At 63.7% G+C, this 15963-nt stretch carries 12 protein-coding genes; 9 read left to right on the forward strand and 3 right to left on the reverse strand.

From position 1 onward, the window contains the following. The first annotated feature begins 19 nt into the window (after positions 1 to 19). From V1279_RS07415 to V1279_RS07430, 4 genes are all read left to right on the forward strand, one after another. Positions 20 to 1336, forward strand: a complete 1317-nt coding sequence (locus V1279_RS07415) for an aspartate aminotransferase family protein (RefSeq protein ID WP_334433916.1) — start codon at positions 20 to 22, stop codon at positions 1334 to 1336. Positions 1337 to 1452: 116 nt separating this feature from the next. Further along, positions 1453 to 3120, forward strand: coding sequence for a hydantoinase B/oxoprolinase family protein (locus tag V1279_RS07420; protein ID WP_334433919.1), 1668 nt, complete (start codon positions 1453 to 1455; stop codon positions 3118 to 3120). Beyond that, on the forward strand, positions 3117 to 5162 hold the full coding sequence (locus V1279_RS07425) for a hydantoinase/oxoprolinase family protein (RefSeq protein WP_334433921.1): 2046 nt from the start codon (positions 3117 to 3119) through the stop codon (positions 5160 to 5162). The genes V1279_RS07420 and V1279_RS07425 overlap by 4 nt, the downstream gene beginning before the upstream one ends. Before the next feature lie 717 nt (positions 5163 to 5879). Next, a complete protein-coding gene (locus V1279_RS07430; RefSeq protein WP_334433923.1) occupies positions 5880 to 7109 on the forward strand; it encodes an ABC transporter substrate-binding protein in 1230 nt (409 codons plus the stop codon). A 101-nt stretch (positions 7110 to 7210) separates the two neighbouring features. Here V1279_RS07430 and V1279_RS07435 read toward each other — a convergent pair whose 3' ends face one another. Then, on the reverse strand, positions 7211 to 8425 hold the full coding sequence (locus V1279_RS07435) for a mandelate racemase/muconate lactonizing enzyme family protein (RefSeq protein ID WP_334433925.1): 1215 nt from the start codon (positions 8423 to 8425) through the stop codon (positions 7211 to 7213). 178 nt (positions 8426 to 8603) lie between these two features. After that, entirely contained in the window at positions 8604 to 9845 is a 1242-nt protein-coding gene (locus V1279_RS07440) for an amidohydrolase family protein (protein WP_334433927.1), read from the reverse strand. Between the two features lie 134 nt (positions 9846 to 9979). Here V1279_RS07440 and V1279_RS07445 point away from each other — a divergent pair, with 134 nt between their 5' ends. Next, a complete protein-coding gene (locus tag V1279_RS07445; RefSeq protein ID WP_334433929.1) occupies positions 9980 to 10399 on the forward strand; it encodes a nuclear transport factor 2 family protein in 420 nt (139 codons plus the stop codon). Between the two features lie 137 nt (positions 10400 to 10536). Here the strand turns inward: V1279_RS07445 and V1279_RS07450 are convergent, their stop codons facing one another. Beyond that, positions 10537 to 11295, reverse strand: coding sequence for a GntR family transcriptional regulator (locus V1279_RS07450; RefSeq protein ID WP_334433931.1), 759 nt, complete (start codon positions 11293 to 11295; stop codon positions 10537 to 10539). 194 nt (positions 11296 to 11489) lie between these two features. On the opposite strand from V1279_RS07450, the gene V1279_RS07455 reads away from it, so the two are divergent. The 4 genes from V1279_RS07455 to V1279_RS07470 all read left to right on the forward strand — a co-directional run bounded on the left by V1279_RS07455 (position 11490) and on the right by V1279_RS07470 (position 15762). Continuing rightward, positions 11490 to 12368: an ABC transporter ATP-binding protein gene (locus V1279_RS07455; RefSeq protein WP_442894738.1), complete on the forward strand. Its 879-nt coding sequence runs from the start codon at positions 11490 to 11492 to the stop codon at positions 12366 to 12368. A 1-nt stretch (position 12369) separates the two neighbouring features. Further along, positions 12370 to 13146: an ABC transporter permease gene (locus V1279_RS07460; RefSeq protein ID WP_334433935.1), complete on the forward strand. Its 777-nt coding sequence runs from the start codon at positions 12370 to 12372 to the stop codon at positions 13144 to 13146. A 47-nt stretch (positions 13147 to 13193) separates the two neighbouring features. Further along, positions 13194 to 14219: an ABC transporter substrate-binding protein gene (locus V1279_RS07465; RefSeq protein ID WP_334433937.1), complete on the forward strand. Its 1026-nt coding sequence runs from the start codon at positions 13194 to 13196 to the stop codon at positions 14217 to 14219. A gap of 100 nt (positions 14220 to 14319) precedes the next feature. Further along, the gene (locus V1279_RS07470) at positions 14320 to 15762 is read left to right on the forward strand and encodes an amidohydrolase family protein (RefSeq protein WP_334433939.1); all 1443 of its coding nucleotides are present in this window, start codon (positions 14320 to 14322) and stop codon (positions 15760 to 15762) included. The last annotated feature ends 201 nt before the right edge of the window (positions 15763 to 15963 follow it).

The following is a 15963-nucleotide window of genomic DNA, read 5'->3' on the forward strand; positions in this document are numbered from 1 at the left end:
CCATTGGACGGAACCACGCATGTACCCGGATCCGAACTCGTCCTCGCAAAAGATGTACGACCGCGCGCTGGCGAGCCTGCCCGGCGGCAACACCCGCACCACCGTGTTCATGAAGCCCTATCCGATCTACGCCGCGCGCGGCGAGGGCTGCCGGGTCTGGGATCTCGACGGCAACGACTATATCGACTGCATCAACAATTTTACCTCGCAGATCCACGGCCACGCTCATCCCGCATTGATAAGAGCGGCCACCGCGCAACTGGCGCTGGGGTCGGCGTTCGGCTTGCCAACGGAATCCGAGGTCGAGCTTGCCGAACTGCTCGTTTCGCGATTGCCCTCGGTCGAACAGGTCAGGTTTGCGAACTCCGGCACGGAAGCCGTGATGATGGCGCTGAAAGCGGCGCGTGCGCATACCGGCCGCCCCAGGATCGCCAAATGCGAGGGCGCCTATCACGGTTCTTATGACTACGCCGAGGTGAGCCTCGATCCGACACCGGAGGCCTGGGGCCGCAACGCGCCGGTTTCGGTTGCCTACGCGAAGGGCACGCCCGACAATGTACTGGCCGACGTCGTCACCATTCCCTTCAACGACACTGAAGCCGCCGTCAGCCTGATCCGCGAGCACGGCGAGGGGCTCGCCTGCGTGCTGGTCGATCCCATGCCGAACCGTGCCGGTCTCGCACCGGCGGATCACGCTTATCTGGAGGCACTTCGAAAAGTCACGCGCGAGGTCGGCGCGCTCCTGATCTTCGACGAGGTCATCACCTTTCGCCTCGGCTATCGCGGCGCGCAGGGCATCTGGAATATCGATCCAGATCTGACTACGCTCGGCAAGATCATCGGCGGCGGCTTTCCGGTCGGTGCGATCGGCGGCCACCGGTATGTCATGGCGGTGTTCGATCCGCGCCCGGGCAAGCCGGCGCTGCCGCATGGCGGCACGTTCTCCGCCAATCCGATGACGATGCGCGCCGGGATCGCCGCGATGGAGCTGCTCGACGACGCGGCCTTTGCGCGGCTCGACGCGATGGGCGAGGCGGTGCGCTCCGGCATCGACGCCGCATTCAAGCGCCACGGCGTACCCGGCGGTACGGTGGGCCTCGGCTCGCTGCTCAAGATTCATTTCGCCGACCGCCCGATCCGCGACTATCGCTCGGCCTATCTGAGCGAGCAGGAGGCGCGGCGACAGGCGGTGTTTACCCGCGCATTTCTCAATCGCGGCGTGCTGGCCGCGGGCAATGGCTTGATGGCATTGTCGACCCCGATGACGGATGCCGATATACATGCGATCATCGATGCGGCGTCGGGCGCGCTCGACGAAGTCGCACGCACGCCGTGACGACGCTGCGTAGGATGGGTGGAGCGTAAGCGATACCCATCATTTGCGGCACGTGATAGTGATGGGTATCGCTCCGCTCCACCCATCCTACGAACCAACGATAACAACGGCACCGAATGTCCGCCAAGATCGATCCCATCACGCGCTCCGTCGTCCAGCACCGCCTCAGTTCGATCGTGAAAGAGATGGGCGAAGCCATGCTTCGCACCTCCTATTCGCAAATCCTCAATTCCAGCCGCGATTTTTCGCTGGCGATCTGCGACACCGGCGGACGCCTGATCGCGCAGGCCGATCACCTTCCGGTTCACGTTGGCGCGCTGCCATGGGCGACGCTTGCGGTCGAGGAGCGGTTCAAGGACGTGCAACGGGGCGACGTCATCCTGCTCAACGATCCCTATCATGGCGGCAGCCATCTGCCTGACTTGACCGCCTTCGTGCCGGTCTTCGCCGGCGACAAGCGGCTGCTCTGGACCATCGTGCGCGCGCACCAGAGCGATATCGGCGGCGCCACCCATGGCGCCTATAATCCCGCCGCCACCGAGATCTATCAGGAAGGTCTGCGCGTCCCGCCAATAAAACTCTATGAGGCCGGCAAGCTGCGTGGCGATCTGCTCGATCTGCTGGCGCTGAACATTCGTAACCCCAGGGAATTTCGCGGCGATCTCGCCGCCATGCTCGGCGCAGCGCATCTCGGCGAGCGGCGGCTGTCGCGGCTGTTTGCCGAGTTCGGCGCGCCTGTCGTCGAGGCGGCGGTCGAAGCGATCCTCGACGCGACCGAGCAGCAGACCCGCGCTGTCGTTTCGACCTGGAAGGACGGCGTCTTCCACGGCGAGGCGTTTCTCGACGATGACGGCCACGGCCGCACCGACATCCGCATCGCCGCCAAGGTCACCAAGAAAGGCAGCGACGTCGAGGTCGATCTGTCCGACTCCGATCCGCAATCCACCAGTTTTGTGAACTCGTCGCACGCCAACATGCAAGCCGCGGTTGCGATGGCGTTTGCCTACCTGATCGACGCTGAAATTCCCAAGAACACCGGCGCGCTGCGGCCGCTGAAGGTAGTTGCAAAACAGGGCACGGTGGTGTGGGCCGATCCGGGCCGGCCGGTGACCTTGTGCACCAGCCATCCCTCGAATGAAATCGTCGAAGCCATCGTGAAGGCGCTGTCGGCGTCGTGCCCGGAGCGTGCGATGGCCGGCTGGAGCCGCCGATTCCGGATCGCGATCCAGGGCGAGGACCCGCGCACGGGAAAGAATTTCATCTGGCATTTGTTCCAGGCGCGGCCGGGCGGCGGCGCGTCGTCGGGCGGCGACGGCTGGTCGTCGATCGGCGAGTGGCATTCGGTCGGCGGGCTGAAGTTCGGCAGCCTGGAGGTCGCCGAGGTGCGCTTTCCCCTGCATTTCCGCCGCCACGAATTCCGCTCCGGCTCCGGCGGCGACGGCCAGTTTCGAGGCGGCCTCGGCGTGTCGCTCGATCTGGTGCTGGAAACCGAGAAGATCGCGAAAGGCAACACCGCGGGTGACGGCGCGCGCCACGGTCCCTGCGGCATGCTCGGCGGCGAGGACGGCAAGCCGCATCACTATCGCCTGCTGTCCGAAGGCTGCGAGCCGCGCGTGCTGCGCACCAAGGAAGTCGGCATCGAGCTGCGTCCCGGCGATTGCCTCGAGATCCGTTCCTCCGGCGGCGGCGGTTGGGGGCCGCCTGACAAGCGATCGGCGAAGGCGCGCCAACGCGACCGCGAGCAGGGCCTGACGGACGTCGCGGCGAAGCAGGCGTCCTCATGATGTTCAGGATAGGCGTTGACGTCGGCGGGACCTACACCGATCTCGTGGCCACCGATGAGAGCGGGCAGACGATATTTGCAAAATCGCCATCGACCCCGGCGGATCAATCCATCGGCGTGATGGCGGGCCTGGAAGAACTGGCGCGGCGGCTGCACGTCACACGCGCGGAAATGCTGGCCGCGACCGACCGGCTGGTTCACGGCACCACGGTTGCCACCAATGCGCTGCTGGAGCGCAAAGGCGCAAAAGTCGCCCTGCTCACGACCGAGAGCCACCGCGACGTCATCGAGATGCGCGAGGGTCTCAAGCCCGATCGGTACGACCTGCGCTCGCCGCCGCCGGAGCCGCTGGTGCCGCGCGAACGGCGCTTTGGCGTCAGGGAGCGGCTCAAGGCGAACGGCCAGGTGCTGATTCCGCCGGATGCGAAATCGCTCGACGACGCGATTGCCGGGGTCAGGCAATCAGGCGCGACATCGGTCGCGGTGTGCTTCCTGCATTCCTATCTCAATCCTGTTCATGAACTCGCCGCCGTCGAGCGGCTGACGCAGGCGCTGCCGGATATCAGCATCTCGCGCTCCAGCGACGTGCTGCCGCAGATCAAGGAATATGAACGCGTCTCGACCACGATCGTGAACGCCTATGTCGAGCCGATCGTGCGGCGCTATCTGACCAACCTCGAAGCTCGGCTCGGCGAGGCCGGCTTCAAGGGCAGTCTGTTTGTCGTGCTGTCGCATGGCGGCATGGCCCCCGTCGAGGAAGCCTCGCGGCTTGCCGCGGGCACGGTGCTGTCGGGCCCCGCGGGCGGCATGTCCGGCGGGCGGCGCTGTTCTGATCTGGTCGGCATTCCCGACCTGGTGCCGTTCGACATGGGCGGCACCTCTACCGACATCTCGCTGATAACAGGGGGGCAGGCGTCGCTCTCCGCCGACGGCATGCTGGCTGGCCAACGCATCGCGCTGCGCAGCCTCGACATTGCGAGCATCGCCGCCGGCGGCGGCTCGATCGCCAGCGTCGATGCCAGCCGCACGCTGCGGGTGGGGCCGGAAAGCGCGGGCTCGGTGCCGGGCCCGGCTTGCTACGGCAATGGCGGCTTGGCCGCGACCGTCACCGACGCCAATGTCGTGCTCGGCTATCTCGATGCCGCAGCCTTCATGGGCGGCAAGCGGCCGCTCGACCGCGCGGCGTCGGAAGCCGCAGTCGACCGCGTTGCGAAGTCGATGGAACTGTCGCGCCTGGAGGCCGCCGCCGGCATCTACCGCATGATCAATCTCAACATGGCCGATGGCATCCGCCTGATGACGCTGCGTCGCGGCGTCGATCCGCGCAAATTTGCGCTGTTGAGTTTCGGCGGCGCGGCAGGCCTGCACGCCGCGGAAGTGGCGCGCGAACTCGAGATCAAGCGCATCATCGTGCCGACGGTGGCCTCGGTGCTATCGGCCTGGGGCATGCTGACCAGCGATCTCCGCTACGAGGTCAGCCGCACGCATTACGGCGCGGCCGCCCGCATCACCGCTGATGAAGTGGGCGAACTCTTTGCCGGACTGGAGCAGCAGGCGGCCGGCCGGCTTCGCTCATGGTTCAACGGAAAGATTTCGATCGAGCGCTCCGCCGAGATGCGCTACGGCGAACAGATTTTTGAAATCGACGTCTCGCTGGATGGCCTCGACTGGAACGCGCCTGATCTGGTGGACCAGATCGAGGACCGCTTTCACGTCAGGCACGAGGAATTGTACACCTACGCCTCGCGCGGCCAGGAAGTCGTCTTCGTAAACGCCCGCGTCGCCGCCGTCGGCGAAGTCGCGCGGCAGGACGAGACCGCGCGGGAGGCCGCGACATCCAGCACCTGTGCGCCACGCAACCGGCGGCAAGCCTTCTTCGGCGGCTGGCGCGAAGTCCCGGTCTATGCGCTCGACGAGCTGCGGCCCGGGCACACTTTGACGGGCCCTGCAATCATCGAAGCCGAGACCACGACCGTGCTCGTCGAATCTGGCGACCGCGTCACGGTCAATGCGTTGGGCTGGCTGGATATTTCGCTGCGCTGATATGTAGGATGGGTGGAGCGAAGCGATACCCATCAACTTTGTGCGCTGTCATTGATGGGTATCGCTGCGCTCCACCCATCCTACGGGCTACGTTGCTGCTCAATCGGTGCATTACCGGTTGCGGCCTCTACACGGCCAATCTCGACCATGTATGCGGCCAAGACCCAATTCGTTCGCCAGCCACAACGGAACCGTTGCCTCTTGAGGCCCTTCGCGTATCACCGGCACCACGGGCCCGCCGCATGGATCGACCCGGTCGTCCTCAGGGCGATAACGATATCGTGGAACAATATTGTAATCCCAATAGGGAGTTGGCGTTACGATGGGCACCCTGATGATGGGCCTTGCTCGTGGTTCACGAACGACTTGGGCCGTCTGCGCATGCGCTACGGTACCAAACGTGCCCAGGCTACACAGGACCAGGGCCGTTCCCAAAGCTACGATCGTTATCCTCATGCCTCGACCTCCTTGCCACACACTGCTTAGATGCAAATCGGATATCCAGCGATGTTCGAATTCGTGCCGCTGCTGAGGGTATATCGGACATCAAACACGCCTGAACCGCAACGTCTCATTTTATGAAGATTGGCGATCCATGTGGCCTGGCAATGCCGCGCCGCCAACATTTCATTTTAACAACCTGAACTCCCGCGCTATCATTGTCATCGCTGGGTGGCGTCACGAGCTCTGAACAGCTCGGGTTCGAGGGCCGCGTTGATGAAAACAAGAATAAAATGGCTGTCACCAGCCTTCTTCACTGCATTGTTGCTGGCATCGATTTGGCTCGCCCCGCCAACCCGCGCTGCCGGTGTGACAGACACCGAAATCCGCATCGGCAACATCATGCCCTATACCGGGCCATTGGCCGCGTTCGCTTCGATCGGCAGGGCTGAAGCCGCCTATTTCGACATGGTCAACGAGCGCGGCGGCATCAACGGGCGCAAGATCAAATTCATCTCGCGCGACGACAGCTCCAATCCGAGAACGGCGGTCGAGCACACCCGTGAACTGGTCGAGCAGGAGCGCGTGCACCTGATGTTCGGATCGTTCGGCACGCCGAGCAATCTGGCGACGCGAACCTTTCTCAATGAGAGGAATATCCCACAGCTCTTTGTCGCCTCCGGCGACGAGGAGTGGGCGCATCCGAAGCGATTTCCATGGACGATGGGCTGGCAGCCGACGTTCCGGGCCGAGGGGCGGATTTATGCTAATTACATCCAGGCTGCCTATCCGAGCAGGAAGATAGCCGTGCTGTGGCAGAACGACCAGTTTGGTCGCGATCTGTTCCGGGGATTGCAGGAGGGCCTCGGCCTCACCGCCAACATGATCGTGGCCGATATCGCTATTGAGGCTGATATGTCGATCGATACCCAGGTTGACATCCTCAAGAACTCCGGTGCTGAAGTGCTTGTGCTCAATTGCGCGCCGCCGATCTCGGCGCGTGCGATCCGCAGGGCGGCCGAACTGGGTTGGCATCCACAGTTGTTGCTGGTCAATGCGGCGGCTTCGATCGCGAACGCGCTGAGACCGGCGGGGCTTCAGAATTCCGTCGGCGTGATCTCGACCTCGTTCCTGAAGGACGCCGGCGACACCGCCTGGAAGGAAGACCCTGCCATCAAGGACTGGCTAGCGTTCATGGACAAATATTATCCCGACGGCGACAAGGCGGATAGCTACGCCATCTTCGGCTATGCGGCGGCGGCCACCCTGGTCCAGGTGTTGACCCAGTGCGGCGACGACCTGTCGCGCGAGAACATCATGCGGCAGGCGGTGTCGCTCAGGAATTACCACAGTCCGGTCGCGCTTCCGGGAATTGCGATCAACACCGGCCCGGCCGACTTCCACCCGATCGAGCAGATGCGGTTGGTGCAGTTCGACGGCAATTCCTGGCAGCCGATCGGCGACGTGATCGAGAGCGCGTTTGCGAGCGCGCCGGGCGATAAGTGATGGCGACTATGTAGGATGGGTGGAGCGAAGCGATACCCATCAGCGTCTTGCGCGGCGATTGATGGGTATCGCTTCGCTCCACCCATCCTACGTATCGGCCGCTACTTCTTCTGCCCGTAATTCAACAGCCCGCCCTTGCTCTTCGGCGGGTGGGCGCGCAGGCCTTCCTCGTTGGGTTCGGTGCCCCAGCCGGGGCGATCCGGCATGATGAGATGGCCGTCGACGATCTCGGGCACATGCGTGAACAGCTCGTGGTCCCATGCCAGGCGGTCGATATCGGTTTCCATGATGCGCAAATTTGGCACGGCGGCCGAGAAATGCGCGTTCTGCATGGTGCAGAGGTGGCCGTAGAAATTATGCGGGGCGACGTTGACCTCGAAATGCTCGGCGGCGGCGGCGATCTTCATCGATTGCCACACCCCGTTCCACGGCGTGTCGATGATCGCCACATCCATCGCCTGTTCGTTGAAGTAGGGCAGGAATTCGCGCAAGCCTAATAGTGTCTCGCAGGATGAGACCGGGTGCGGGCTCTGGCGGCGGATGTAGCCGAGCGCCTGCGGATTGAAGGTGTCGATCTCGACCCAGAACAAGTCCATGTCCTTGATGGCGCGCAGGATCTTCAGATACCCTTCCGTCTTGGCGTTGAAGTTGAGGTCGAGCAGCAGGTCGACGTCAGGCCCGGCGCCGTCGCGGATCGCCTCGAGGTGTATGCAGAGATTGCGCAGCACCTTGCGGTCAACATTGATCTCCGGCTCGAATGGCGAGCCGAAGCCGGGCCGCCAGCCCTGCGGCTTGCCGTCGGTGTAGACGAAGATGTTGGTCTTCATCGCCGTAAAGCCCTTCTCGCGGACCTCGTTGCCGATCGATTTGACGCCATCGAGGCTGGTGATCGCCGGCTTGAACCAGTCGGGATGGTTGATGCGCCAGGTCGCGCAATGCGACCAGTAGACCCGGATGCGGTCGCGGATCTTGCCGCCGAGCAGCTCGTAGCAGGGCACACCCAGCGACTTGGCCTTGACGTCGAGCAGCGCGTTCTCGATGGCGCCAAGTGCCAGCGCTACCACGCCGCCCGCGGCCGGCCGCGTCGCGGCAAACAGTTCCGCATGGATCCGCTCGTGCTGGAAGGCGTTCTTGCCGACCACGCGCGCCCCGAGACGCTCGATCGCCGCGGTCACGCCGGGTGCGCCAAAGCCCTCGTCATATTCGCTCCAGCCGACGATACCGTCCTCGGTCATGATCTTGACGAAGTGGTAGTTGCGCCAGCCGGCGTCGCAGGCGAGCGTTTCGACGCTTCTTACGGTGGTGGCTTTTTTCATGATTTCCTGCCCCGGGCTTGTTGTTGTGGTTGGCCGATAACAACAATGGATTGGCGGGGCCGTCAATTGCAGGGCAGCGCATAAGGGCAGAGCATGGCCTGCATGGTTTGCCCCGTGCCGCGAAGCATTGGCTCCTTCGTCGGTCGGGTGACCCGGGCATGACGAGGTAGCGGACCGGCTATGCTTGCGGCGGAAACAGCGTCGGCTTCCGCCGCTCGAACACCTGCCGCCCGTTCTTGAATCCCATCAGCATGTCGGGCAGTTCCGCAATTGCGTTGGTCCCGCTGTCGGTGTCGAGGATGACCAGATCGGCCGGGTTACCCGGCGCGATACCATAGTCCCGCAGGTTCATCAGCCGCGCCGGCAGCTCGGTGACGAGATCGAGGCAGGCATCGAACTCGCTGATCCCGGCATGCGCGACATTGGCGTAGAAATTCGCCATCCGCAGCAGCGAGGCATCGCCGAACGGGGTGAAGGGATTGAGCACATTGTTGGTCGCGACCGAACACACGACGCCGTTCTCGACGAGCTTGTGCGCCACTGTCAGCCCGCGCGGCGCATTATGCGTGGCGTCGCGGCCCATCAGATAGAGATCGGTCGCGGGCAGCACGGTCACGGCGACGCCTGATTTGGCCAGCCGCACTGCGGCTGCCTTCAGCCGGTCTGGCGGCAGCGCGGACAGTTTCGTGGCATGACCGATCGCGACGCGGCCCTGGTAGTTGCGCCGTTCGGTCTGCCGGCAGACCTCTTCGAGATGCCACCACGACGGATCGAGATCGAAGTCGAGGTGCAAATCGATATCGACATCGAACTCCTGCGCCAGGTCGAAGATTTTTTCGAGATGCGCATTCGGGTCGGTGTCCATATAGGGGCAGCCGCCGATCGCTTCGCCGCCGTCGCGCAGCGCGGCGACCAGGAGTTTCTCGGCGCCGGGATCGTTGGTCAGGCCTTCCTGCGGAAACACGCAGATCGAGAGATCGATCGCCCAGGCATAGTCGTGCTTCAGCGCCTTGACCGCTTCGAAGCCGCGCAAGCCGATGCGCGGATCGATTTCCACATGGGTGCGCATGCGGGTGGTGCCGTGAACGATGGCGCGCTCGATCACCCGAGCGCCGCGGGCATAGACGTCTTCCACGGTGAAATCGCGTTTCATCGCCGCGACCGCGGCGATGGCTTCGTTGACGCTGCCGTGATCGTGTCCGCAGCGGCCGAGCAGGCAGGCCTTGTCGAGGTGGATGTGCGTATCGACGAAGCCGGGCAGGGCCAATTTGCCGCCGACATCGATCTCGGCCGCTTCGCAGGCAAGCCGCGGTTCGATGGCGACGATACGCCCGCCGGCGACGCCGATATCGACCGGGATGGCTGAGGACCGGGTTCTGGCGTTGCGGAAGATCAGGTCGAAGGCGGGTTTCGCAGTCATGAGACCGAACCTAGCGGAACGGCGGCTGCCGGGCAGCTCCAGATTGTGTGCAGTTTTGAGGCTGAATTGTTCAAAATATGTGCATGCAGTTCTGTGTCCCGATTGTAGTATTCGCGCGAGCAGGAGAGACCGCCATGTCCGTTGCCGCCAAAGCCGAACCCAAGGGAATGTCAGACGCCGAAGTGGTCGAGGCCTACCTCACGGCGTCGATGATCCCGGATCCCGAGGCGGCCGCCGCCTATATGAAGCCCGGCACGGTCATCACTTTCACCGGCGGCCGCGAGTTCGATCATCCACGTGGGCCGACCGGCTTCAACGCGCGGCGCTATCGCTGGGTCAAGAAGAAGATGGACCGCTTCGACGTCTGTCCGGGCGCGGACGAGACCGCCGTTTACAGCATCGGCACGCTCTACGGCGAGTGGCTCGACGGCACGCCGTTCGAAGGCAACCGCTACGTCGATCGCTTCGTCGTCAGGAGCGGCCAGATCGTGAAGATGGATGTCTGGAACGATAGCGCCGAGCGGATTCTAGTGCAGATGGGGATCGAGGCGTGACGTCCTTCCCCGGATGCTGCGCAGCACGCCGCACTTGCGGCGTGCTGCGCTGCTGATCCGGGGTCCACCCGCCGATGCCGTGGGTCCCGGCTCTGCGGAGCAGCGTTTCACGCTGCGCCGCGTCCGGGACACGTCGTCTACCTTGCCCTGACCACCTTCGGCATTTTCACCACGCGGGCACCATCCGCCTCATCCGCGTAAGGCGCCAGAATATCCAGCAAATCGCGGCCGCGCTGCGGGGCAGGGGCTACCAGCGCGCGGCTGGCCACCGAATCCAGATGGCTGTGCATCAGGCCCATCACCTTGCTCTCGTCGCCCTTGACCAGCGCTGCGATGATCGCGCGATGCTCGTTGATCGCGCATTCCGATGAGTGCGGACGGCTGTAGAGCGACAGCGTCAGGCAGCAGCGATAGGCGACCTCGCTGACGTAGCGAACCAGGATCGGGCTGTTCGTCATGTGGGCGAGCAGGATGTGGAATTCCGTCGCGAGGCGAATCGATACCGCGTCCGTGCCGTCGCGCGCGTGGTCCTCGGCGTCGACATGGGCGTTCAGTTCGGCGACCTGGCTCTTGGTTAGTTTGCCGGCGAGCTGGCGCACCACCAGCCGTTCGAGCTCGATCCGGATGTCAAAGGCGTCGCGCGCTTCCTGCCAGCTTGGCGTCGCGACCACCGCAATCCGGTTGCGCCGAAGTTCGACGAGACCCTCCGCCGCCAGTTGTCCCAGCGCATGGCGGGCGATCGTGCGGCTGACGCCGAACCGCTCGCCGAGCGAATCCTCAGGGAGTTTCGCGCCGGGCTCCAGCGCCTGCTCGATGATGGCGCGGCGGAGCGCGCGGCAGATCACGCCGACCTTGTCGGACGATTCTGGGGTCTTGCTGGCGGAGCGGGGCGCCATCGGCGAATCTCTGGGACGTGCTTCGGATGGCGCTCTCTTATCACAATTGTCCATCAATTGAGCGCCTCAATTGCATGCAGTTTGCGGACCTAATTGCACAAAAGAGATTCGGCCAATTTGGCGGCTGGTCGCGATCTCGTTGATTTACAACGCAGGTTTTGCTGGCATCCGGCTTGCATGCACTTCCAGCCATGATGCGCATGCAACCACATTCGGAATTCTCCGACTCGCCGGTTCCGGCTTCTGCCGCACCCATCGCCATCGAGCTGTCCGAGGCCTCGGTCACCTTCGGCCGCGGCGCCCGCGCGGTGCCGGCGCTTTCCACGACGACGCTGCGGATCGCCGACGGCGAGTTCGTCGCCCTCGTCGGCCCCTCCGGCTGCGGCAAGTCCACCATCCTGCGGCTGGTCAGCGGCCTAGTGCAGCCGACATCAGGCGTCGTCATCGTCGGCGGGCGGGAAGTCGCGGCGCGCGCCTTGCGCGTCGGCATGGCGTTTCAGAACCCGACCATGCTGCCGTGGATGACGATCGAGCGGAACATCATGCTGCCGCTCAAGATCGTCGAACCGTTCCGTTCGCAATTCAGAAAACTGCGCAAGACCGAATTCCGCGACAAGGCCAATGCGCTGCTGGAGCAGGTCGGCCTCAAGGGATTCGGCAGCCGCTACCCCTGGCAACTCTCCGGCGGCATGCTTCAGCGCGCCAATCTGTGCCGCGCGCTGATCCATGAGCCGCGCATGCTCTTGCTCGACGAGCCCTTTGGCGCACTGGACCAGTTCACGCGGGAAGAGCTGTGGTCGATCCTTCAGGATCTCTGGATCGCCCACAAGCCGACCGTGCTCTTGGTGACGCACGATCTGCGCGAGGCGGCGTTCCTCGGTAGCCGCATCTGCGTGATGAGCGCGCGCCCCGGCCGCATCCTCGACGACAGCCGCGTCACCTTCGAGAGGCCGCGCACGGTCGCGATGACCTTCGAGCCGGATTTCGTCGCGCTCAATCAGAAACTGCGCGCGTTCATCGAGGATGCCCGAACAGCATCCAAAGACGCCTCGGCAGCACAGGGAGCGGCCTGACATGCCCGATCTCGATTATCGCCAGAAAGCCTGGTCGGCGGCATTGATCGTGCTGTTCTTCGTCGCCTGGGAATTGTTCTGCCTGATGACCGGGATGTCTGATCTGGTGTTGCCGCGCCCGTCGCAGGTGTTCGTCACGCTGTTTGAGAAATTCCCGATCCTCTGGCCGCACATCCTGCAGACGCTGGCAACCACGATGATCGGCTTCGTGCTTGGCGTCGGCCTCGGCGTCGTGCTGGGCGCTGTCATCGGCGTTTCAAAGACGGCTTACGATACGGCCTATCCGCTCCTCGTTGGATTTTCCTCGATTCCAAAAGTCGCTGTGGTGCCGATCTTCGTGCTGTGGTTCGGCTCCGGCTCGGTGCCGGCGGTGCTGACCGCGCTATCGATCTGCTTCTTCCCGATCGTGGTCAACATCGCGACGGGCCTGGCGACCACCGAACCCGAACTCGAGGACGTGCTGAAGGCGCTCGGCGCCAGCAAGCTCGACGTTCTCTGGAACGTCGGGCTGCCCCGCACCATGCCGTTCTTCTTTGCCTCGCTGAAGGTCGCGATCTCTTACGCCTTTGTCGGCGCGGTGCTGTCGGAGACCGTCGCCTCGAACCGCGGCATCGGCAACGTCATGATGACAGCGTCCTCGAATTTCAACGTGCCGCTGGTGTTCGCCGGCCTGTTTGTGCTCGCCGGCCTCGGCGTAGCGCTCTACGTCATCTTCTCGGCGATCGAGGGACGCGTCACCGGCTGGGCCACCCGCAAGAACGACGTGATCGCGACATGAAGCAAGTTTCCGCCAACCGCCATCCAACCCTTATCGAGGAGATAACGATGTTAGCCAGAGTAAGCGCCGCGCTGTTGGGAATTGCCTTGTTCGCCGGCGTCGCCAACGCCCAGGAAACGACGATCAAGTTCACCCTCGGCTGGAAGACGCAAGGGTCCGACGCCGCATTCTTCTATGCCAAGGACCACGGCTACTTCAAAGCGGAAGGCCTCAACGTCGTGATCGACCAGGGCGAGGGCTCGGGTGCCACGGTGACGCGCATCATGTCCGGCGCCTATGACGCCGGCTTCGGCGACGTCAACGCCATCATCCAGAACGCCGCGACCAAGCCGCAGGACGCGCCTGTGATGGTCTACATGATCTGGAATCAGCCGCCATTCGCGATCGTCACCAAGAAGACCAGCGGCATCAACACCATCAAGGATTTCGAGGGCCATACGCTCGGCGGCGCGCAGGGCACCCCGACGACGCGGCTGCTGCCGGTGTTCGCCCAGAAGAACAAGCTCGAGGGCGAGAAGATCAAGATTTCCAACATGGCGCCGAACCTGCAGGAGCCGATGCTGATCAAGGGCGATATCGATGCCGCCCTGGTGTTCAACATCACAAGCTATTTCAACCTGGTGCTGAACCGCCAGGATCCCGACAAGGACTACAAATGGTTCCAGTTCGGCGACTACGGGCTCGATCTCTATTCCAACGGCGTGATGGTCTCGCGCAAGCTCTTGGCGTCCAATCCGAAGGCCGTCGCCGGTCTCGTCCGCGCCGTCAACAAGGGCATGATTGCGATTGCCAAGGATCAGAATGCCGGGATGAAAGCCGCGCTGAACTATGACAACCTGATCAATGCCGACGTCGAGAAACGCCGGCTGCAATATTCCTTCGACAAGCTCATCGTCTCGCCGGAGATGAAGGAGATCGGCGTCGGCGACGTCAAGGACGACCGCATGGCCCGCGCCATCGGCATCATCGTCGAAGGCTACCAGCTCGCCCGCGCGCCCGCGCCGTCGGAGATTTTCTCGCGCGAGTTTTTGCCGCCGCGTGCGGAACGGGAACTGGTCTACACAGCGAATTGACGCCTTTCGTCATTGCGAGCGCTGCGAAGCAATCCATGGCCAAGAAGAAGGTCTGGATTGCTTCGTCGCTTCGCTCCTCGCAATGACGGACAAGCGGGGCATGAATATGAACGTTCCGGCACATAACCTGTTCTCCAGCCCCGACCGTGGCCTGCTCGAAAACGTCGTGCTGCGGCACGATGGCGGAACCATCACCGATATCTCCGAGACAGCGCTTTCCGCCACAAGCCCGCGCTCCCTCGTGCTTCCCGCCTTCGTCAATGCCCACGACCATGCCCGACCAACCGCGTCCTCGTTCGGCGCGCTCGGTATGCCCCTGGAAAGCTGGATTCTCCGCTCGGCGCTCGGCACGCCGGTCGACCCCTACCTGACCGCGGCCTCGGCGCTGGCGCGTTCGGCGCGGGCCGGCTGTGCGGCGATGATGATCCATTACACCCGCTCGAGCGGCACGATGCCGCTGGTGGAGGAGGCCAGCGCTATCGCGCGCGCGGCGTCCGATGTCGGCATCCGCATCGCGTTCGCGCTTGCGGTGCGCGACCAGAATCCGGTCGTGTATGGCGATGAGGAACCGGTTCTCTCCGGCCTCTCCAACGACGATCGCAGCACGATCGAGCAAATGTTCGTCCGCGCGCCGATGTCGCCCAGCGCCTATATCGAGCTCACGGATGCGATTGCCGCGGCCATCGCAGGGCCCAAGGTCGATGTGCAGCTTGGCCCGGCCGGCGTGCAGTGGTGCTCAAAACCGCTGCTGGAGGCGGTCGCGGAAAACTCTGCGCAGACCGGACGCCGTATCCATATGCATCTGTTGGAGACCATCTATCAGCGCGCCTGGGCGGACCAGCATTTCCCGCAAGGCATTGTCCGCTACCTTCGCGACATCGGCTTCCTGTCGGAGCGGCTGACGCTGGCGCATTGCATCCATGCCCGCCCCGATGAAATCGAGATGATCGCGGCTTCCGGCGCGCGCATCGTCACCAATTTCTCCTCCAATCTCCATCTGCGCTCCGGCCTCGCGCCGATCGCCGCCGCGCACAAATGCGGCTGCGCCATCGCGGTCGGCGTCGATGGGCTGGCGCTCGACGAGGACGACGACGTGTTGCGCGAGATGCGGCTGGTGCAGATGATGCACGGCGGTCTCGGCTTCCGGCGGACCTGGACTGCTTCCGAATTCCTCGGCCTCGCCATCGCCAATGGCCGCAAGGCAACGGGCTCGCCCGGCACCGGCGCGCTGGTAGCCGGCGCGCCGGCCGATTTCGTCACCATCGATCTGGACCGGCTCGACCGGGACCAGATCATGCCTGTCGACCCCATCGATCTCCTGTTCGCGCGCGGCAATGCGTCGCTGTTGCGCGATGTGGTGGTGGATGGCCGGATGATCGTCAGCGAAGGCCGCTGCACCGGCGTCGATCTCCCTGCGATCGAAAAGGAATTGCGCGGAATTTACCGGACCAACGCAAGGAAGCTCTCCGGCTTTCAACGCGCCTGGCCGCCACTGCCGGCGTCGCTGCAGAACTGGTTCGAAGCCCAGCTCGATTGCCGGTAAGGCGCAAAGCGCCTCATCTTGCTGTGTGAATTCCGTGTTGTGGAAGTAAATTCCACTTGCACAGAATCCCGGCAAAGGTTTCATGTTCGGCAACAGGAAACTGAAACGGCGGCCGTATCGTGCTGCCGTTTGGTGCAATGGGGAAGCACGCGGGGCGAGGTGGGCCGGTTACCCGTTCATTTCGCTCCGGTGCCTGAACGG

Source organism: Bradyrhizobium sp. AZCC 1610 (assembly GCF_036924515.1).
Lineage (GTDB): Bacteria > Pseudomonadota > Alphaproteobacteria > Rhizobiales > Xanthobacteraceae > Bradyrhizobium.